The organism is Pseudomonas umsongensis (assembly GCF_002236105.1).
GTDB classification, from domain to species: domain Bacteria; phylum Pseudomonadota; class Gammaproteobacteria; order Pseudomonadales; family Pseudomonadaceae; genus Aquipseudomonas; species Aquipseudomonas umsongensis.
Map to the genome: position 1 here is coordinate 224,873 of NZ_NIWU01000008.1, position 22,983 is coordinate 247,855.

2 protein-coding genes are annotated in these 22,983 nt (G+C 64.1%); both read right to left on the reverse strand.

The annotated features are described in order from the left end of the window. Window positions 1-46: 46 nt before the first annotated feature. Window positions 47-11,800: an amino acid adenylation domain-containing protein gene (locus tag PSUM_RS28250; protein ID WP_083349543.1), complete on the reverse strand. Its 11,754-nt coding sequence runs from the start codon at window positions 11,798-11,800 to the stop codon at window positions 47-49. Continuing rightward, window positions 11,800-22,779, reverse strand: a complete 10,980-nt coding sequence (locus tag PSUM_RS28255) for a non-ribosomal peptide synthetase (RefSeq protein ID WP_083349544.1) — start codon at window positions 22,777-22,779, stop codon at window positions 11,800-11,802. Before PSUM_RS28255 ends, PSUM_RS28250 begins: the two co-directional genes overlap by 1 nt. Window positions 22,780-22,983 lie beyond the last annotated feature (204 nt).

A 22,983-nucleotide genomic window follows, 5' to 3' on the forward strand; every position in this document is an offset into this window, starting at 1 on the left:
GCGGTCATCTGTGGCGAGGGGATAAATCCCCTCGCCACAATTTTTGTCATGCAGTCGCTAAGCGATGCTCCAGCAAGTCGTCCAGTTCATTGAGCAATTGATCACCACGCAGCAACTCGTAGTGCCCGCCCGCCAACAGACGATCCACTCCGTGATGCCCCACCTGGGCTTCGAACACCCGGCGTTCGTCGTCGCGCCCGGCCACCCACCATCGATGGCTGCCAACCTGTACCTTCGGCAATTGCCTCTGGGCCAAGGCGAGTTGTTTGAGCGACGAGCCAGTGGCGAATATCTGCGTCAGTTCACTAGCGCCCAGCGCCGCGTGGTCATTAGAGCCGTGCATGGCCGCCTCGATCACCGCGGCGGCGCCTTCGCGCTCGTTGAGGCCTTGGGCTTTCAAGGCAATCAATGCCTGTGCTTGTTCAGACGGTTGACCGAGGACAAACTTCAGGAAGTCCGCCAAATCTTCGCGCCAGTCCCCCGCTTCGGCGGTACCCGCCACATAACTGTCGACCAGCCCGGCGAAGGCTACCGTCTGCCCCTGGCTCTCCAGTTCATGGGCGACCAATTGCGTCAACGCGCCCCCCAGCGACCAGCCGAGCAGGTAGTACGGGCCTTGCGGCTGTTGCGTGCGAATGCGCTGGGCATAGGCCTGGGCCATGGCCAGCAACGACACATCCTGCCATTGCGGGTCGAGCAGCATGCGGCATTGCAGGCCGTACACCGTACGCCGGCCTTCCAGGCGACGGGCCAGGGGCTCGTAGTCGAACACCGTGCCGAACCCGGCGTGCAGGCAGAACAGCGCCGGCACCTTCGCCACCCGGCCATTCAAGGCCAGCAACGGGTCCGGCGCACTCGAAGTCTCGGCAGCCTGGTAGCCACTGAGTTCAGCGATGCAGGGTTTCTGCATCAGGTCGCGCAGTTTCAATTCGAAGCCCAGTTGTGGCTGGCTACGCACCCGCGAGATGACTTTGAGCACCTGCAATGAGTCGCCGCCGAGTTCGAAGAAGTTGTCGTCGATGCCCACTTGCGGCACACCCAATACCTCTTGCCAGATCGTCGCCAGCGCGCATTCCAGCGCGTTACGCGGCGCGCGGTAACCGCCAAGCGTCCATTCCGGCACCGGCAGTGCGCGACGATCAAGCTTGCCGTTGGCCGACAGCGGGAAGCGCTGCAGCACCAGGATCCGCGCCGGCACCATGTAGTCCGGCATCTGCGTTTGCAGCTCGGCCTTCAAGCGCCGATCCAGCCCGGCAGCGGCAGCGGCCACTACATAACCGACCAACTGTTTGCCAGTGGGCGTGTCATGCACCACCACGGCGGCATCCTGCACCCCTGCGCAATCACGCAGACGGGCTTCGATCTCGCCCAGTTCGATACGGAAGCCGCGGATCTTCACTTGCTGGTCGAGCCGGCCGAGGTAGTCGATCAACCCACACTCGCGCTGGCGCACCAGGTCGCCGGTGCGGTACATGCGACCACCGGCCGCGAACGGATCGGCAACGAAACGCTCGGCGCTCATGCCCGGGCGCAGGTGATAACCCCGTGCCAGGCATTCGCCGCCCAGGTACAACTCGCCGCTGACGCCGACCGGCAACGGATTGAGGTCGGCGTCGAGAATGTACAGACCACGGCCCGCCACACCACGACCAATCGGCGCATAGGCCGCCTCGCAGGTTTCGCTGGCTTGCGCACGCCACAGCAGCGGCGTGACCACGGTTTCGGTCGGGCCGTAGCCGTTGACCAGACGCTGCGGACGCAGGGCGCGCTTGACCTGCTCGAAGCTGGCGTCCGGCACCGCATCACCGCCAAAGCAATACACCTCGACCGCCGGCGGATTGCCCAGGCGCTCGGCCACTTCGGCCATCTGTTGCAGGTACGCCGGCGGGAAGCAGGCGACGGTGACGTTGTGGCGATGCAGCACCTCCAGGGTCTGTTCCGGGGTCCACAGATTGTCCTCGCGAATCACCAGGCTGCCACCGGCCAACAGCACGCTAAGCCAGCGTTCCTGGGCACCGTCGAAGGCGAACGACATGAAGTGCAGTTCGCGGCTGCGCGGCGCCAGTTCGTAGAGGTCGATGATGCCGCGACAATGCCGGGCAATCGGTCCACGTTCCACCGCCACGCCTTTGGGCTGGCCGGTGGAGCCGGAGGTGTAGATCAGGTACGCCAGGTGCCCCGGCAGTGGATGGGAAACCGGGCACTCGGTGTTGCCAACCAGGCTCGTCTGATCAAGCAACACGCGTGGCGGGCTGGCGGCCAGTACCAGGCGATCCCCCAGGTCGCTGTCGCACAGCAACAGGCTGGCGGCCGAATCATCGAGCATGTAGGCCAGGCGCTCGGCCGGGTAGGCCAGGTCCAGCGGCAGATAGGCCGCACCGGCCTTGAGCACGGCAAGGAACGCGACGATGGTGCGTTCCGAACGGGGCAAGGCCACCGCCACCAGGCTTTCCGGGCCAATGCCTCGACTGATCAACAACTGCGCCAGCGCATTGGCCTGCTGTTCAAGATCGGCGTAGCTGACTTCGCGATCCTCACAGAACAAGGCGATTTTCTGCGGTTGGCTGCGCACATGCTGATTGAAGCTGTGCAGCAGATCAGGGTTGTCGCTAAAGGCTTGCGGCAGGCTCACGCGCGCTTCGGGCAGGCCGATGTTACCGAGCAGACAGTCCGCATCCTCCGGCAACGCACGGAGCAAACCTTCCAACTGTGCGCGAATGCGCTGCACTTCCTGTTCACTGAAGCGATCTCGCAGGTACAGGTACTCGACTTCCAGGCCCTGGTCGTTGGCGCTGACCATCAAGTCCATCGGGAAGTTGGTGACGCCGCCGCTGCCGACTTCGGCGAAGCGCAGCTCACCTTCCTCGCCCCCTTTCAAGGCACGGTCTACCGGATGGTTTTCAAACACGATGATGCTGTCGAACAGGCCCTGGCCACCCTGCCCGGCCCAGCGCTGCACGTCGGACAATGGCGTGTGTTCGAAGTCGCGCACGGCCAGGTTGTAGTCCTGCAAGTCACGCAGCCACTCGCCCAGCGGCTGGTGCGGGTCGAGGACCTGAATCACCGGCAAGGTGTTGATGAACAGGCCGAGCATGTCCTCGGCACCGGCCAGCCCCGTCGGCCGCCCCGCCACTGTCGCGCCGAACGCCACGCTACGCTGGCCGCTGTGACGTTGCAGCAGCAACAGCCAGGCGCCTTGCACCAGGGTGTTGAGGGTGACGCGCTGACGCTTGGCGAAACGATGCAACTTGCGCGTCGCCTCGGCGTCGAGGTCACTGTACATCACGCCGTGACCGGAACCTGCGGCACCCGAGGCCGAGGCCAGGATGGTCGGTGCCTCGAGCGACGCCAGGCGCTCACGCCAGAAGCTTTCTGCCTGCGCCTGGTCCTGGCGTTGCAGCCAGGCGATGTAGTCGGCATAGCGCCCGGTCAGCGCCGGCAGGCTGTCGTGGTGGTACAGGCGCAGCATCTCGCCGAGCAGGCGCGAGGCACTCCAGCCATCGAGCAGCAGGTGATGGTAGATCCAGATCATCTGGTACCGTTCTTCACCCAGGCGCACCAGGACAAAGCGCATCAGCGGCGGGCAGCTCAGGTCGAAACCCTTGGCCTGTTCGGCGGCGGCCAGTTCGCCCAGCGCCTTTTCTGTGTCGCTGTGCTCACGCCAGTCGAGTTCCTCGATCGGCAACTCGACGCTGGCGAACACCGCTTGCAGCGGATCGGCCAGGCCATCGCGCCAACGGAACGCGGCGCGCAGGACTTCATGACGCTGGATCAAGGCTTGCCACGCCGCGCGGAATCGCGGCACCTGCAAGCCGTCCACTGCCACGCTCAACTGGTTGACGTAGGGGTTGAGCTGCGGCGATTCGAGGCAATGGAACAGCATGCCCTGCTGCATCGGCGACAGCGGATACAGGTCTTGCAAGCCTTCGCGGGCGGTGGAATCGATGTGCGGCACCAAGGAAAACTTCTCGACTGCAGGCACTTCGACCAACAAGGCTTCACGACGGCTCGCCACCGCGGCCAGTGCACGAATGCTCTGCTGCTCGAACAACTGCTTGGGACTGAACACCAGTCCGCGCTGCCCGGCCCGGCTCACCGCTTGCAGCGAAATGATCGAATCACCGCCCAGTTCGAAAAAGTTTTCGGTGACGCCCACCGAGTCCAGGCCGAGCAAGTCCTGCCAGATGTCCACCAACAGCGCTTCGGCAGGCGACGCGGCGGCCACTTGATCCTGAGTGTGTCGAGTCGCCTCAGGCGCTGGCAAACCCTGTCGATCGAGCTTGCCATTCGGCGTCAGCGGCAACGCGGCCAGGCATAGCAAATGCGCTGGCAGCATGTGCGCCGGCAAGCGACTGCGCAGGTGCGCGGTCAATGCATCCTGCAGTTCCTGTTCGTCAGCCAGCGGATCGCGCGGCACCACGTAGCCCACCAGTTGCCGGCCCACCGGACCGTCGCGATCAATCACAAAGGCTTCACGCACGCCTTCATGTTCGAGCAGGCAGGCTTCGATTTCGCCGAGTTCGATACGGAAGCCGCGAATCTTCACTTGCTGGTCGATACGGCCGAGGTATTCGACGACGCCATCGGCACGGAACCGCGCCAGGTCGCCACTGCGGTACAGACGCGCCCCCGGCACGAACGGATCGGGCACGAAGCGTTCGGCAGTCAGGTCAGGACGCTGGTGATACCCACGGGCAACGCCCTCGCCGCCCAGGTACAACTCACCCGCCACGCCAACCGGCAACGGCTGCAAACCGCTGTCGAGGATGTAGGCACTGCGGTTGCCCACCGGCCGGCCAATCGGCATGAACGCCGAGTCGAATTCGGTCTCCGGATAGGCCAGCCAGATCAGCGGCGTGATCACCGTTTCGGTCGGGCCATAGCCGTTGATCAGGCGCTTGGGTTGCAGGACTTGCTGCACTTCGTCGAACGCATGCTTGGCCATCCCTTCACCGCATGGGGTGTAGGAGCGGATCGGCAGATCACGTCCCGCTTCGCCCATGAAATCGGCGATCTGCCCCAGGTAGCTGGGGGTGAAACAGGCGACGGTGATGCCGTGCTTTTCGATCTCGGCGCAGGTGCGCTCCACGCTCCACAACTCGTCGTCGCGCGGCATCACCGCCGAACCGAACACCAGGGGCGTCAGCCAGCGCTCGTGGGCGCCGTCGAAGCTGATCGAGGCAAATTGCAGCTCGCGATCGTCCGGGGTCATGCCGTACAACTCGCCGATCTTTACGCAGTGCATGGCCAGCGGGCCGTGGGCCACGCTGACGCCTTTGGGCCGCCCGGTGGAACCCGAGGTATAGATCAGGTAGGCGAGGTTTTCGCCACAGGTCAGGTTGACCGGGTTGCTGTCGGGCATCCCCTCAAGCGCTTCGCGGTCGATTTCCAGCACCGGCAAGCCTTCGGGCAGTGGCAGTTTTTCCCGCAGCCAGGATTGGCTGACCAGCAGGGAAATGCCGCTGTCTTGCATCAGGTAGCGCAGGCGCTCCGCCGGGTAGGCCGGGTCCAGCGGCACGTAGGCACCGCCGGCCTTGAGGATCGCCAACAGGCCGATGATCATCTCTGGCGAGCGCTGCATGGCCAGGCCGACCCGCTCTTCCGGGCCGATGCCCAAGGCGCGCAGGCGATGGGCCAACTGGTTGGCGCGGCGGTTGAGTTGGTCGAAGCTCAGTTCGAGGTCACTGAAGATCAGCGCCGTGGCGTCAGGTCGGATAAGGGCCTGGGCCTCGATCAGTTGATGCACGCACAGCGGATTTCTTTCTGCGGTGAACGGCGGGTTCCACTCCAGCAATTGCTGCGTGCGTTCCACCTCGGTCAGCAGGTCCAGCTCGCTCAAGGCCGCTTGTGGTGCAGCCACCATCGCCGTCAACAACGCGGCCAGGTGCTCGCTCATGCGCACGATCGCCTCGCGGCTGAAGTGGCTGCACTGGTAGCTCCAGTTGATGCTGAGTTGGTTTTCCGCGGTGGCCGCCAGGGTCAGCGGGAAGTTGGTGCGCTCGTGGTTTTGTGGAATCGAGAAACTCAAGCCAGCCGGTGCGCCCTGCTGCAAGGCCTCGGCGACCGGGAAGTTTTCGAACACCAGCAAGCTGTCGAACAGTGGCTCGCCGGCCCGTCCGGCCCAACGCTGGATATCGCCCAGCGCGGTGAATTCGTGTTCGCGCAGTTCCAGGTTCTGCGCCTGCAAACGCGTCAGCCATTGCTCGACACTTTCGATGGCGTCCGGACTGCTGATCACCGGCAGGGTGTTGATAAACAGGCCGAGCTGGCTTTCGGCGCTCGGCAAGTCCACCGGGCGCCCCGCCACCGTGGCGCCGAACGCTACGCTGCGCTGGCCGCTGTAGCGTTGCAGCAACAGTGCCCACGCACCTTGCACCAAGGTGTTGAGTGTCACTTTCTGCTGCCGGGCAAAGTCGCTGAAGCGCTTGCTGGTGGCGACGTCGAAGGTCTGGCGGTGATCGGCAAATGCCGTGTTCGCCCGGTTGTTGAAGCCCATGGTCTCGGCCAGCAGCGTCGGGTTGTCGAGACTCGCCAATTGCTCGCGCCAGAACAGCTCGTCAGCTTCGTCATCCTGGCGTTGCAGCCAGCCGATGTAGTCGGCGAATCGCCCGGTGGGTGCGGGTACATCCTGCCCGGCATAACGCTGCAGCACTTCACTGAGCAGCAGCGAATTGCTCCAGCCGTCGAGCAACAGGTGATGGTGGGTGTAGACCAGTTGCTGGCGCTCGTCGTCCAGGCGCACCAGGGTCAGGCGCATCAGCGGAGCGCGGGTCGGATCGAGTTGCAGGCGTTCGCTGTCGATCAGTTGCGCCAGCGCATCGGCCTGATTCTCGCGGCCACGCCAGTCGAGGCAGGTCATCGGCAATGGCAGATGACGATGCACCAGTTGCACCGGTGCCTCGAAACCTTCGGGGAAGTGGAAACTGCTGCGCAGGATCGCGTGGCTGTCGAGCACGGCTTGCCAGGCGCGGCACAAACGATCGGCATCGAGGCCACGGGCTTCGACGCTGAGTTGGTTCACGTAGGCGCCGGATTCGGATTCGTACAGGCTGTGGAACAACAGGCCCGCCTGCATCGGCGACAGCGGATACACATCCTCGATCTGCGCCGGTGGCACTGGCAGCGCGTCGAGTTGTGCCTGGCTCAAGCGCGCCAGCGGGAAGTCCGCCGGGGTCACGCCACCTGCGCCGTCGCTCAGGCAATGGTCGATCAGCGCCAACAGTTCAGCGCGGAAATCGTTCGCCAGGGTTTCAATCTCGCGCAGCTCGAAGCACTCGCGGCTGAAGGTCCAGTCGAGTTTGAGTTCACCGCCATAGACCTGGCCGTCCACCGACAGCCAGTTCGGCAACGGTGCATCCGCCGATTGCGCGGCGCCGCTGGATTCGCGTGCAGGCGTGAACAGCGCGTCCTCGGCGAAGCTCTGGTCGAACTGGCCGAGGTAGTTGAAGGTCACCCGCGCTTGCGGCAACGTGGCCAGCGTCGCTTGCGCCGCTGCATCGCCCAGGTAGCGCAACAGGCAGTAGCCCAGGCCTTTGCCGGGGATGTCCCGCAGTTGCTGCTTGATCGCCTTGATCGAGCCGCCGAGGTCGGCCGTCGGCGTCAGGCGCACCGGGAACAGGCTGGAGAACCAGCCGACGGTGCGGGTCAGGTCGATGTCGTCGAACAGTTCTTCGCGGCCGTGGCCTTCGAGCTGGATCAGCGCCGATTCGCTGTCGGTCCATCGGCTGAGGGTACGAGCCAGTGCGGTCAGCAGCAGGTCGTTGACCTGGGTGCGATAGATCGCCGGGGCTTGTTGCAGCAGCTGGCGGGTCTGCTCGCGGTCCAGACCGATGCTGACGCCTTGGCGCAGATGCCCGGCCTGATTGGCTTGTGCATTGGCCGCCGGCAACGAATCGCTGGCACCGTGCAGGTGACTCTGCCACCAGCTCAATTCATTCATGGCCGTTTCGGACTTCGCATAAGCATTGAGCTTGTCCGCCCAGGCCTGGAAGGCACTGGTCTTGGGCGGCAGGTCCTGGCCTTGATACGCGGCCTGCAAATCTTCCAGCAGCACGCGCCAGGACACCCCGTCCACCGCCAGGTGGTGGATGACCAACAGCAAACGTTGCGAACCATCGGCCTGGGCGATCAGCGCCACGCGCAGCAGCGGCCCGTCTTGCAGGCTGAGGCTGCGCTGGGCTTCATCGCACACCGATTCCAGCGACGCATCACTGGCGACGCGGGCAGTCCAGAGCATGTCGATGACATCGGCGCTGTCGGCGCCGACATAACGCGCCGACCATTGGCTGTCGACCTGGCTGAAACGCAAGCGCAGGGCATCGTGCTGCTTGAGCACACGTTGCAGGGCGCTTTGCAGGCGCGGCAGTTCGAGGGTTTCGCGCGGCGTCAGCAACACCGCCTGGTTCCAGTGGGCCCGCTGCGGGATCGGTTCTTCGAAGAACCAGCGCTGGATCGGCGTGAGTGTTTGCACACCATCCACCGACCCTTGCTGCGCCAGCGGTGCGGCTTGTTCTTTCACCACCGCGGCCAGGGCTTGCAGGGTCTGTTGCTGGAACAGGTCGCGCGGTTGCAGGCCGAGACCGGCACGCCGTGCGCGGCTGACCACCTGGATCGAAATGATCGAGTCACCGCCCAGTTCGAAGAAGTTGTCCTGACGGCCGACCTGCTCCAGGCCCAGCACGTCCTGCCAGATCTGCGCCAGCACGCGCTCGTGTTCGCTGCGCGGGGCTTCGAACGCGCGCTGGCTGACCTGCGCGGTGGGGGCCGGCAGGCGCTTGCGCTCGAGTTTGCCGTTGGGGCTCAGGGGCATCTGTTCGATCAGCACGGTCTGCGCCGGCACCATGTAGTCCGGCAGGCTGCCGAGCAGGTGGCTTTTCAGGGTTTCGCGCCAGGCGCCTTGCTGCTGCGCATCGGCGCTGACCAAGCCGCGATCCTGCGGCACGATGTAGGCCACCAGTTGCTTGCCGCTCGGGCCGTCGAGGGCCAGCACCACGGCTTCCTGCACGCCGGCATGTTCTTGCAGGCGCGCTTCGATTTCCCCCAGCTCGATACGCAAGCCGCGAATCTTCACCTGGTGATCGATCCGTCCGCAGTAGTCGATGGCACCGTCGGCGCGGTAGCGCGCCAGGTCGCCGGTGCGGTACAGACGCTCGCCGCTGCCAAACGGGTCGGCCACGAAACGCTCGGCGGTCAACGCGCCACGGCGATGATAACCCCGGGCCAGGCCGATACCGCCCAGGTACAGTTCGCCCAGCGCGCCCAGCGGCAAAGGTTGCAGTTCGCTGTCGAGGATCAAGGTGCGCAGGTTGGCGATCGGCCGGCCGATCGGCACGCTGTCGCGCCCCTCTTCCACGCACGTCCAGTGGGTCACGTCGATGGCAGCTTCGGTCGGGCCATACAGGTTGTACAGTCGGGCTTGCGGCAGGCTGCGCAGGGTCTGGCGTTGCAGTTCCATCGGCAATGCTTCGCCGCTGCAGATGATGCGGGTCAGCGAGGTGCAGGCCAGCGCCTCATCGGCAGCGATGAAGGCCGAGAGCATCGACGGCACGAAGTGCAGCGTGGTGATGGCTTGCTCGACGATCAGTGCAGCGAGGCGTTGCGGATCGCGATGCTCGCCTGGAGCGGCGATCACCAGCGTCGCGCCTTTCATCAGCGGCCAGAAAAACTCCCACACCGACACGTCGAAACTGAACGGTGTTTTTTGCAGCACGCGGTCGCTCGGCAGCAAGTTGTAGGCCTGCTGCATCCACTCGAGGCGGTTATGCAGGGCTACATGACGGTTGCCCGCACCTTTCGGTTTTCCGGTGGAACCGGAGGTGTAGATCATGTAGGCGAGATTTTCGCCGACAGCCAGGTTGGGCAGATCATCGCCCGGCAGTTCGCTCAGCCACTCGGAATGCGCTTGCAGGCAGAGGGTGCGCACGCTGTCCGGCGTCGGCAGTTGCGCCAGCAGGTGTTCCTGGGTCAACAGCAGGGAAATGCCGCTGTCCTCGATCATGTAGCCCAGGCGATCGAGCGGGTATTGCGGGTCCAGCGGCACGTAGGCGCCGCCGGCCTTGAGGATCGCCAGCAGGCCGACGACCATTTCCAGCGAACGCTCGCAGGCGATCCCGACGATCACTTCCGGGCCGACACCCTGGGCGCGCAAGTGGTGGGCCAGGCGGTTGGCGCGCAGGTTGAGCTCGGCGTAGCTCAGGGACTGGCCCTGGAACACCAGCGCCGTCGCCTGTGGATTTTCCATCACTCGCGTTTCGAAATGCCGCTGTACGCAGACTTCGCCTGGATAGTCTTGAGCGGTGTCGTTGAGGTCGTCGAGGATGCGCAGGTGCTCGTCGGCATCGAGCAACGGCAATTCGGCCAGCGGGATTTGCGGGTTCGCCAGCACCCCGGCCAGCAGGTTGCGCCAATGCCGGGCCAGGTGCTCGATGCGTTCGGCGTCGAACAGGTCCGTGGCGTAGGTCAGGCTGGCGAACAGCTTGTCGCCCTCTTCCTGGGTGTCCAGTTGCAGGTCGAACTGGGTGGTGTGCGCCGTGGCGTTCAGCACCTCGACACGCAGGCCGGCGAGCAAGCCGCTGACCGCTGCGGGTTTGGCCTGCTGGTGGTTGAACATCACCTGGAACAACGGGCTGTGGCTCAAGCTGCGTTCGCCTTGCAGGGCCTGCACCAGGCGCTCGAACGGCAAGTCCTGATGGTCCTGGGCATCCAGCGCAAAGGCGCGGGTCTGCTCGAGCAACTGAGCGAACGGCAGCCGGCCATCGAGTTCGGCGCGCATCACCTGGGTGTTGACGAAGAAGCCGATCAGGCCACGGGTTTCCGCGCGATTGCGGTTGCCGATCGGCACGCCAATACGCAGGTCGGACTGGCCGCTGTAGCGATAGAGCAAGGCCTGGAAACTGGCCAGCAACAGCATGAATGGCGTGACGCCGCGCTGTCTGGCCAGGGACATCAGGCCGGTGGCGAGCGAGGCATCCAAGGCGAAGTCCAGACGAGCGCCGCGCTGGCTCGGTTGTGCCGGACGCGGGCGATCGATGGGCAACTCCAGCAACGGCTGTTCGCTGCCGAGCTTTTCACGCCACCAATCGAGTTGACGTTCAAGCTCGCCGGCTTCCATCCAGCGCCGCTGCCAGGCCGCATAGTCCGAATACTGGATCGGCAACGCTTCAAGTCCAGCGCTCTGGCCTTGGCAATGGGCCGCGTAGAGCCTTGAGAACTCTTCGACCAGCACGCCCATCGACCAGCCATCAGTGACGATGTGATGCAGGGTCAGCACCAGCACATGGTCATCAACGTCCAGCTGTAACAAGCTGACGCGCAACAGCGGGCCGTGTTGCAAGTCGAACGGACGGGCAATCTCCGCCTCGACTTTTTTCATCGCCGATTCAAGGCGTAGCGCCTCGGGCTCGGCGCGCAGATCGTGCTGTTCGATGGGCAGCGTGTTGAAGCTCGCCAGGGCTTGCATCACCTGGCCGACTTCCTCGACAAAACGGCTGCGCAGGCTCTGATGACGCTCCAACAGTACGTCGAAACTCTGTTGCAGCGCCGCAAGATTCAGTAGCCCCTGCAGACGCAGGGCCGCTGGAATGTTGTAGGCGCTGCTCTGCGGGTCGAGCTGCCAGAGGAACCATTGACGCTGCTGCGCATAGGACAATTCGAAAGTCGCTTGCGGCGTGGTGGCGGGCGGGATCGGCAGCTGGCCGAAGCTCACGCCCTGCTCCTGCATTTTTGCCAGAAACTCACGGCGCTTGTCGGCCGGCAGGCCAGCGAAGCGGGAGGCGATACGCGAGGCGGTGCTGTGTTCCATCAGTTGATCTCCATCTCGTCCAGAAGCGACTCAAGCGCATCCAGGCGTGCATCGTTGTCAATCGGGGCGTGTTGCCAGGCGTTGGCGGCATAAGCCTGAAGGTCGTTACTTTCGAACAGCACGCGCAGCGGCAGCTCGATGCCCAGTTCCAGTTCCACGCGGGCACTGGCCTGGGCGGCAAGCAGCGAATGCCCGCCCAATTCAAAGAAGTTGTCACGCCGCCCGATCCGGGCCACGCCCAACACCTCGGCCCAGATCGCCGCCAGCTGCTGTTCGAGCTCGCCCTCGGGGGCTTCGAACGGGCGCTGCCAGGTTTCGGCATCCGGCAGCGGCAAGGCCTTGCGGTCGAGCTTGCCGTTGCTGGTCAGCGGCAAGGCATCGAGCAACAACCAGTGCCTAGGCACCATGTAATCCGGCAGATCGACGCTGAGTGCGGCGCGCAGGGTGTCGCGCCAGGCGATCGGATCATTCGAAGTGAGTTCGGCGACGACGTAGGCGCACAGCTGCGGACCGCCGTCATCGACATGCACGCTGATCACCGCCTGACGCACGCCCGGTTGCGCCAGCACGGCCGCTTCGATCTCGCCCAGTTCGATGCGGAACCCGCGGATCTTCACTTGCTGGTCGATCCGCCCCAGGTAGTCGATGCTGCCGTCGGCGCGCTGGCGCGCCAGGTCGCCGCTGCGATACAGGCGCTGCGCCGCATCGAAGGGGCTTGGCACGAAACGCTCGGCGGTCAGGCCGCTACGCCCGTGATAACCGCGCGCCAGGCCGGCGCCGGCGATGTACAGCTCCCCCGCCACGCCCACTGGCACCGGTTGCAACTGACTGTCGAGCAAGTACCAGCGCAGGTCGCGGATCGGCAGGCCGATCGGGCTTTGCGCCTTGGCATCGAGGTCGGCCAGGCGGATCGCGCGGTAGGTCACGTGCACCGTGGTCTCGGTGATGCCGTACATATTCACCAGCGTTGGTTGTTGGTCACCGAAGCGTTCGAACCAGGAACGCAAGCTGGCCACTTCCAGCGCTTCGCCACCGAAGATCACCTGGCGCAACGCCAGGCTGCGCGGACTGGCGCAGGCAATCGGCAACAACTGGCGGAACGCGGTCGGGGTCTGGTTCAGCACCGTCACCCCTTCATCGCAGAGCAAGCGATGAAACGCCTGCGGTTCGCGACTGATGTAGTACGGCACGATCACCAGGCGCCCACCGGTGCACAACGCGCCGAACAACTCCCACACCGAGAAATCGAAGGCGTAGGAGTGAAACAGGGTCCAGACATCGTCGGCGCCGAAATTGAATTCGCCAGCAGTGGCCGTGAGCAGGCGCCCGACGTTGCCATGGCTGAGCAAGGCGCCTTTTGGGCGGCCTGTGGAGCCGGAGGTGTAGATCACGTAGGCCAGATTGTCCGGGCTTGCCAACGGCGCCAGGTTGTCGGCGCTGTAGCGGTCCAGCTGCAACGCCGTCAGATCAAGAACCTGCACGCCTTCGCGGGCCGGCAAGCCGTCGATCAGGTGAGATTGGGTCAACAGCAACCCAATGCCGCTGTCATCGATCATGTAGCTCAGGCGCTCGACCGGGTATTGCGGGTCCAGCGGCACGTAGGCGCCACCGGCCTTGAGAATCGCCAGTAAGCCGACCACCAGCGGTATTGCCCGCTCGGTGGCGATACCGACCCGCACTTCGGGGCCGACACCCTGCTCGCGCAGTTTGCGCGCCAGGCGGTTGGCCTCGGCGTTGAGCGCGGCGTAGCTCATCTGCTCGCCTTCGCAGGTCAGTGCGATGGCGTGTGGGCGTTGCGCGGCCTGGGCTTCGAACAGCTGATGCAAGGTGGGCGATTGCGCTTGTGCCTCGAAGGTCGGATTCCAGTGCTGGATCAATTCGCCGTATTGCGGCGCTTGCAGCAGCGGCAATTCGGCGACGCGCTGCTGTGGGTTTTCGACCACTGCGCGCAACAGGTTCAACCACTGTTCGGCGAAGCGCTGCATCGAGGCCTCGTCGTACAGGTCGGTGGCGTAGCTCAGGTTGGCGTCCAGTTCATCGCCCTGCTCCTGGGTATCGAGCACCAGATCGAATTGCGCGGTGTGCTGCTGCCAGTGCAGGCGCTCGACCTGCAAATCGGCCACCGCGCGCTCGACACTGGCGCCGAGTTTTTGCTGATGGTTGTAGAGCACCTGGAACAACGGACTGTGATTGAGGCTGCGGTCCGGTTGCAGTGCATCGACCAGTTGCTCGAACGGCAAGTCCTGATGAGCCTGCGCGTCCAATGCCGTTTGCTTGACCTGTTGTAGCAAGGCGCTGAACGGTTGCTGCCCGTCGATCTCGGCACGCAGCACCTGGGTATTGATGAAGAAGCCGATCAGGCCTTCGGTTTCCAGGCGTGAACGCCCTGCACTCGGCACGCCGACGCTGATGCCCGACTGCCCGCTCTGGCGGTGCAGCAGGGTCTGGAAACTTGCCAGCAACAGCATGAACAGCGTCACTTGCTGTTCTTGCGCACGCTCGCGCAAACCGGCCAGCAACTGGCGATCGACGTTCAACGCCAGGCTGGCGCCGCGCTCGCTGCGCCGGACCGGACGGGTCAGTTCGCTCGGCAACGCCAGCGGCGCCTGGCTGCCCGCCAGTTGGTCGCGCCACCACGCCAGTTGCCGCGCACCCTCGCCGGCTTCCAGCCAGTCGCGCTGCCAACGGGCGTAGTCGCTGTAAGCCACCGGCAGTGCCTGCAGGTTGGCAGCACGCTCTTGCACGGCAGCCTGATACAGCGCGCTGAATTCATCGACCATCACCTGCATCGACCAGCCATCGGCGGCGATGTGGTGCACGGTAAGCACCAGCACATGGTCTTCGGCGCTGACGTGCAGCAGCAAACAACGCCACAGCGGGCCATGGCGCAGATCGAACGGCCGGGCGATTTCTGCGGCCACCGCAGTGTTGATTGCCGACTCATTGATGGGCTGTTCATTGAACTGCAACGGCAGCTCGACATGCACCACCGGGCGCGCCTGCTGGCCCTTCTGTTCGAAGGTGGTGCGCAGGGTTTCGTGGCGAACCTGTAACTGGGCGAAGGTTGTGCGCAGGGCCCGGCGGTTCAGCGGGCCTTTGAGGCGCAGCGCCGCCGGGATGTTGTAGGCCGCGCTGTGCGGGTCCAGTTGCCAGAGAATCCACTGGCGTTGCTGGGCGTAGGACAGCAGGCGCGGTTGATCGTCCGATGCGCGTTGCAACGGTGGTTGGCCGCTGAGGTTCGCTTGCGCCGCATGCTTGGCGAACTCCGCCAGATTCGCCGCAGAGAACAAATTGCTCACCGACAGCTCAAGTTGCAGTTGCTGGCGTACACGGGAGATCACTTGCAGCACCAGCAATGAATGGCCGCCGAGCTCGAAGAAGTTGTCGTCGCGACCGACTTTCTCGACCTGCAGCACGGCTTGCCAGATCTGCGCGAGTTGCGTCTCCAACCCTTGCATCGGGGCAACAAAGTCGCGTTGCACATCGCCCGCTTCAACCCGTGGCAAGGCCTTGCGGTCGAGCTTGCCGTTGTTGTTGAGCGGCAACCTGTCGAGCAGGACCATGTGGTTGGGCACCATGTATTCCGGCAACGAGCGCTGCAGGACGGCTTTGAGCCCTAGCAGGTATTGAGCCTGCAAAACCACCGTGCTGCTGGCGACGATGTAGGCCACCAATTGTGTGCCGTCCTGGGCGATGACGGCGGCTTCGCGCACCTCGTCCCGGGCTTGCAGGCAGGCTTCGATCTCGCCCATCTCGATGCGGAAACCGCGAATTTTCACTTGATGGTCGATCCGTCCGACGTACTCCAGATCGCCGTTACCGTTGTAGCGCGCCAGGTCGCCGCTGCGATACAGCCGTGCGCCCGGTTCGCGGGCGAAGGGATCCGGCAGGAAACGTTCGGCGGTCAGCGCCGGGCGGTCGAAATAACTTTGCGCCAGGCAGGCCGGTGCGCCGATGCACAACTCGCCAACGCCGTCGGCCGGCAGTAGCTGGCCGGCAGCGTCCAGTACGTACAGCGCACGGCCAGGGATGCCGCGACCGATTGGAATGCCAAAGGCATCGCTGGCATCGGCCAATCGGCATTCATGCACGCTGGACACCACGGTCGCCTCGGTCGGCCCGTAGGTGTTGAGCAGGCGCACGTGGCTCAAACCCGCTTGATGCCACAGGCGCAGGCCTTCCACCGACATGGCTTCGCCACCGACGTGTACCTGGCGCAAGTCGCCGAGGCTTGGCACGACACCGCTGGCGCATTCGCGGGCCAGCAGGAACCAATAAGCGGCCGGCAAATCGGCAACCGTCACGCCCTGCTCGACGATTTCGGTGGCCAGTCGGCCAGCGTCCCACAGGTCATCGCCGCGCATGATCAAGGTTGCGCCGACGCAGAATGCCGGGAAGCATTGTTCGACGAAGCCGTCGAAGCTGAAAGTGGCAAATTGCAAGACGCGATCGGTTGGTGACAGCCTTGAATAGTCGGCGGCGGTCTGACAGAACTCGCGCAGGGCGGCGTGGGTGATGGCGACGCCTTTGGGTTGGCCGGTGGAGCCGGAGGTGTAGATGATGTAGGCGAGATCTTCGGCGGCTGGTCGGGCCTCTTCGCGAGCAAGCTTCGCTCCTACAGGGGTTGTGGTGTCTTCGAGGGTTAGGCGTTGTACGTTTGGCACATCTTCGAGCAGGCCGGATTCGTGGAGCAGCACGTCGAGGCGGCTGTCTTCGATCATGTAGGCCAGGCGTTCGGTTGGGTATTTCGGGTCGAGGGGGACGTAGGCTGCGCCGCTTTTCAGGACCGCCAGCAGGCTGACGATCAGTTGCGGACCACGGCGCACGGCCAGGCCGACACGCTTGCCGGGGCCGGCGCCGTTGTCGATCAGGCGCTGGGCCAGGTGGTCGGCTTGGGCATCGAGTTGGCCGTAGCTCAGGCTGTGGCCGTCCACTTGCAATGCCAGTGCATCGGGCGTGGCGGCGGCTTGCGCGGCGATTTGTTGGTGAGCCAGAAGCGTTGTGGATAACTCAACCGCAGGCGGTTGGCTGATCGCGAGCACCGCGTTCTGGCCGTCGACATCGAGCAGTTCCAGCGAGCCCAAAGCCGCCTCTGGCGATGCCACCAATTGCATCAGCAGGTGCTGCAAATTGGCTGACAACTGGGCGATCTGCGTCGCGCTGAAACGCGCCGCGTCATAACTGAACTCCAGCCCCAGGCCTTCGCCCAATTCGATGCCCAGGGTCAACGGATAGTGGGTGCGCTCGTGGTTGTGCAGGTTGGCGAACGACAACCCGGCCGGCGCGCCCTGTTTCAGCGCTTGGGCCACCGGGAAGTTTTCGAACACCAGCAAGCTGTCGAACAACGCAGCCCCCTGCTGCCCCGCCCAGCCCTGAATGTCGTACAGCGGCACATGCTCGAACTCGCGCATGGCCAGGTTCAGGCCTTGCAGTTCGCCCAGCCATTGGCTGACGGTCTGGTCCGGTTTCATCGCGCACACCAGCGGCAAGGTGTTGATGAACAAGCCCAGCTGTTGTTCGATCCCCGGCAACGGCGCCGAACGTCCGGCCACGGTGGCGCCGAACACCACGCAATCCTGGCCGGTGTAGCGTTGCAGCAACAGGCTCCAGGCCGCTTGCAGCAGGGTGTTGAGGGTGACTTTGTGCTGGCGGGCGAAGTCGGCCAGATGCTGGGTGGCGCGGCAGTCGAGTGTGAGGCGATGCTCTTCGCTGCCCGTCGCGTCTACCGGTGGACGCAAGGCTTCAGCCAGCAAGGTCGGCGCTTGCAGCGGTGCCAATGCGGCTTTCCAGAACTGCTCGCCGGCAGTTGCCGATTGCTGTTGCAACCAGCCCAGGTAGTCGCGGTATTGACCGGCTGGCACTGGCAGCGGCTGGCCGGCGGCGTAGTGCTGGATCACTTCGGCCAACAACTGTGCGTTGCTCCAGCCGTCCATCAGAATGTGGTGACTGGTGTGGATCAAGTGCCAGGCATCAGCGCCGGTACGTACCAGTTTCAGGCGAAACAGCGGCGCCATGCCCAGCTCGAATCCTTGCGCGCGCTCGGCGTCGGCCAGTGCGTCGGTGTCAGTGGCTTCAAGCACTTGGAGCGGCAACGCGACCTGTCGGGCAATCGCCTGATGTGCGGTATCCAGGCCTTGCCAGTGGTAGCTGCTGCGCAGGCTGTCATGACGCTCGACCGCGGCTTGCCAGGCGCGGGTAAATCGCTCGATGTCCAACCCGCCGATGTCCAGGCGCAACTGACTGATGTAGGCGCCGACCTGCGGTTCGTACAGGGTGTGGAACAGCATGCCCTGTTGCATCGGCGACAGCGGATACAGGTCTTCAAGATTGGCAATGGCGAGCGGCAGCCCGTCCAGTTGCGCCTGATCGATGCGCGCCAGCGGGAAGTCCGATGGCGTAGCTTGCGCGGCTTCAACGGTGCAGCAATGTTCGATCAGCGCGATCAGTTCCTGCGCGTAAACGTCGGCCAGTCGCTGGACGGTCGCAGTGTCGAACATCTCACGGCTGAAGCCCCAGCTCAGGGACAATTCGCCGCCGTAGACCTGACCTTCAACCACCAGCCAGTTGCCCAGTGGGGCCGACGGGTCCTGCGCGATGCCGTTGCCTTCGGTAGACGGGGTGAACAACGCCCCTGCTTCGAACTGACGGTCGAACTGCCCAAGATAGTTGAAGGTGATGCGCGGTTGCGGCAACGCCGCCAGTTCGGCGCGTGCCTGTGCGCTGCCAAGGTAGCGCAGCGCGCCGTAGCCCAGCCCCTTGTCCGGGACGCTGCGCAGTTGTTCCTTGATGGTTTTGATCGACGCGCCGAGATCGGCAGCGGGTTTCAGGTTGACCGGGAACAGGCTGGTGAACCAACCCACGGTGCGCGTCAGGTCGACGTCATCGAACAGGTCTTCACGGCCATGGCCTTCGAGCTGGATCAGCGCGCTGCCTTGCCCGCTCCAAAGGCAAACGGCGCGGGCCAGTGCGGTCAGCAACAGATCGTTGACCTGGGTGCGGTAAGCCGCCGGGGCCTGTTGCAGCAGCTTGCGGGTTTGCTCGCTATCGAGCTTGAGTTCGAGTTTATGTTCGAAGCGGTTTTCCAGCGCGCCGTTCGGGCGTTCGCATGGCAGGTCATCTGGCGCGTCTTGCAGTTGATTCTGCCAGTGGCCGAGGCTGCGCTCAAAAGCTGGCAGATGCGCCTGCAAGCGCGTGACCCAGCGCTGATACGAGCTGGTTTTCGCCAATGCGGTGCCGCCGTTATAGAAGTGCTGAAGGTCTTCCAGCAGCACACGCCAGGACACACCGTCCACCGCCAGATGGTGAACTACCAGCAGCAAACGCTGGCTGCCGTCAGCCATTGAAACCAGCAGTGCACGCAGCAACGGTCCGTTGTGCAAATCGAGACTGCGCTGGGCTTCGTCGCACAAAGTGCTGAGCTGCTCGACCGATTGTGCCTGGTGTTGCCACAGCACCGAGTCGGTGGTCGGCGCGGCATAGGCCTGCTGCCAGCCGCTATCTGTCTGTTGATAACGCAGGCGCAAGCTGTCGTGATGGGTCAGTAAATGTTCCAGGGCACGATCCAACGTTTCGACGTTCAACGCCTCGCGCGGTACCAGCAATAGCGACTGGTTCCAGTGCTGGTGCTCTGGAATTGCCTGTTCGAAGAACCACCGTTGCACCGGCGCCAACGCCACCGCGCCACTGGCCGGGCCTTGGTCGATCAGTTGTTGCTCGCCACTGCGCGCCGCCTGGGCCAGGCTGCGGATGGTCTGGTGCTGGAACAGATCCTTGGGGCTGAGCAGGATCCCGGCCTGCCGTGCGCGGCTCACCACCTGCATCGAGACAATGGAGTCGCCGCCCAGCTCGAAGAAGTTGTCTTCCAGGCCGACGTTGTCGATGGCCAGTACGTCCTGCCAGATCGCCGCGAGAGATTTTTCCTGGGCACTGCGTGGCGCGACGTGTTCGCGTTGTTGCTGGCTCCCGTCCACCGCCGGCAGCGCCTTGCGGTCGAGTTTGCCGTTGGGGGTCAGCGGCAGTTGCTCGAGGAACAGCAGGAACGCCGGGACCATGTAGTCCGGCAGGTGCTGACGCAAGGCCGCTTTCAGGGATTCACGCAGGGGCGCCTGCGCGTCGAGGTCGTCCAGCATCGCCGGATCGGTCGGCACGATGTAGGCCACCAGTTGCTGACCGTTGATACCGTCCTGGGCCAGCACCGCCAGTTCGCGCACAGCATCCTGCTGCAACAGCTGCGCTTCGATTTCACCCAGCTCGATACGAAAGCCCCGGACCTTGACCTGATGGTCGATACGGCCGATGTACTGCAGGGTGCCGTCGGCCTGATAACGGGTCAGGTCACCGCTGCGGTACAGGCGTTCGCCGCTGCTGGAAAACGGATTGGGCACGTACTTTTCAGCGGTCAGGCCTGGCCGTGCCAGGTACCCACGGGTGATGCCCGCGCCACTGAGGTACAGCTCGGCGGATACGCCTTGCGGCACCGGTTGCAGATCCGCATCCAGCAGATAGCTGGCGGTGTGTTTGAGCGGGCGGCCAATGTTGGCGTGGCCACCGGCCTCGCGGCGGGTCCAAGTGGAATAGGTGGTGTCTTCCGACGGACCGTACAGGTCAAAGACGTGCTCGACGCTCGGCTGCCGGTACAGCGCGTCCACCAGGCTTTGTTTCAACGGTTCACCGGCGAGGTTGATGATGCGCACGCTCGACGGGATCTGCCCGTCGCGCTGCAACGCGTTGATCGCCGACGGCACGGTGTTGATCAAGCGCACCTGATCCCGGGCCGGCAGCTGCGGCAACTCCAAGGCGTTGCGGGCAATGATCAGCGATCCGCCGTTGGCCAGGGTGACGAACAGTTCCCACACCGACAGGTCGAAGCACACCGAGGTCGACGCCAGCACGCCTTGAATGTCGTCGCGGCTGTACACCGATTGTGACCAGTCGATCAGCGCCAACACGTTGCGATGGACAATCGCCACGCCCTTGGGCTTGCCGGTGGAACCGGAGGTGTAGATCACGTAGGCCAGGTTGTCCGGCGTGACGCCGGTGACGGGGGCGCTGATGGGGTAAGCCGCCAACGAGAGGCTGTCCATCAGCAGTACTTGGGTATCGCTCGCCACGCTCAGGGATTTGGCCACTTGCGCTTCGGTCAGCAACACCAAAGCACGGCTGTCTTCGAGCATGTAGGCCACGCGTTCGGCGGGGTAATCCGGGTCCAGCGGCACGCAGGCACCACCGGCCTTGAGCACCGCCAGCAAGGCCACCAGCAGGTGCTCGGAACGCTGCATGGCCACGCCGACCCGCACTTCCGGGCCGACGCCGAACTCGATCAGCTTGTGTGCCAGGCGATTGGCTTGCTGGTCGAGTTCGCCATAAGTCAGCTGGCGGGTGGCGAAGGTCACGGCAAGCGCATCCGGGGTGGCGGCGACTTGCTGGCTGATCAGCTCATGAATGCACAGGTCTTGGGCGAAGCTGTCATCGGCGCGGTTCCAATCGTGGACGATGAGTTGGTATTCGGCTTGTTCCAGCAGCGGCAGATCGCTGATGCGCTGCCGTGTATCGCTGACCATGCCCTGTAAGAGGTGCGTCCAATGTTGTGCCATGCGCGCGATGGTCGCGGCGTCGAACAGGTCGTTGGCGTAGGTCAGCGCGGCGTGCAGCTTGCCACCCTTCTCAAAGGTGTCGAGCGTGAGATCGAACTGGGTGGTGCGCCCTTGCCACTCGATCGTTCCCAGCACCAGGCCGGACGCCGTGGTCACAGTGGAAATGTCCGCGACCTGCGGCTGGTGGTTGTACATCACCTGGAACAGTGGTGTGTGGCTGAGGCTGCGTTCCAGCTTCAACGCTTCGACCAGGCGCTCGAATGGCAGGTCCTGGTGGGCCTGGGCGCCGAGTGCAGTTTCCTTGATACGGCGCAGCAGTTCATCGACCGTGGCCTGGCCGTCCAGTTGCGTACGAAGCACCTGGGTGTTGACGAAGAAACCGATCAGCCCTTCGATCTCGGCGCGGTTGCGGTTGGCGATCGGTACGCCGACGCGGATGTCGGTCTGTCCGGTGTAGCGGTGCAGCAGCACGTTGAAGGCGCCGAGCAGGAGCATGAAGAGAGTGATGTTGTGTTTCTGCGCGGTGGCCCGCAGTTGCTCGGCCAGTTGTCCGTCAACGGCGAACTCGTAGCGGGTGCCGCGATAGCTTGGCATCGCCGGGCGCGGGTGATCGGTGGGCAGCTCCAGCACCGGATGTTCGTCGCCCAGTTGCACCTGCCAGTAGTCGAGCTGACGCCCCTGTTCGCCCGCCTCCAGCCAGCGGCGCTGCCACAGGGCGTAGTCGCTGTACTGGATCGGCAAGGCTGCCAGTTGCGGTTGCGTACCGGCATCGAAGGCGTCGTAGCAGCGGATGAATTCGTCGATCAGCACGTTCATCGACCAGCCGTCGGACACGATGTGGTGCAGGGTCAGCAGCAGGACGTGTTCCTGTTCGGCAAGCTTGAGCAAGGTCACGCGCAACAACGGGCCAGTGCCCAGGTCGAACGGCAGCACCGATTGGCGCTCGGCGGCTTCGGCCACGGCCTGCTCGCGCGCGGCGGCCGGCAAGGTACTGAAATCCACCTGTTCGATCAGCAGCGGCGCCGTGGCCGGCACTTGCAGCAAGCTGTCGTCGGCCTGCACGGCAAACACCGTGCGCAAGGTTTCGTGGCGCGCCACCAGGCTGGCGAATGCCTGCTCCAGCGCCGACAGGTTCAGGCGGCCGGTCAGGCGTACCGCACCTGGCAAGTTGTAGGCGCCGCTTTGCGGGTTCAGCTGCCAGAGAAACCACATGCGTTGCTGGGCGTATGACAGCGCCTGGCGATCCTCGGCCTCGACGCCGGCCGGGATCGGAAACCGGGCGAAATCCACGCCCTCCTTGTGCAAGGCCGCGAGGAACATCTGGCGCTTTTCCAGGGGCAACCCGATAAACCGGCGAGCAAGTTTCAAGGAGTCTTCAGCATTCATTTCTCAGCATCCGGATCAGTAGGCAGGAAGCACAAAGGCACGTCGTCCCTATGAAACGAATGCAAAGCGGAAAAATTAGCGAATGAGAACAACTATCAGGAAGGAAAAACATTGTGGGAGCGAGCCTGCTCGCGAATGCGTTCGATCATTCAACATTGATGTTGGCTGACCCATCGCTTTCGCGAGCAGGCTCGCTCCCACAGG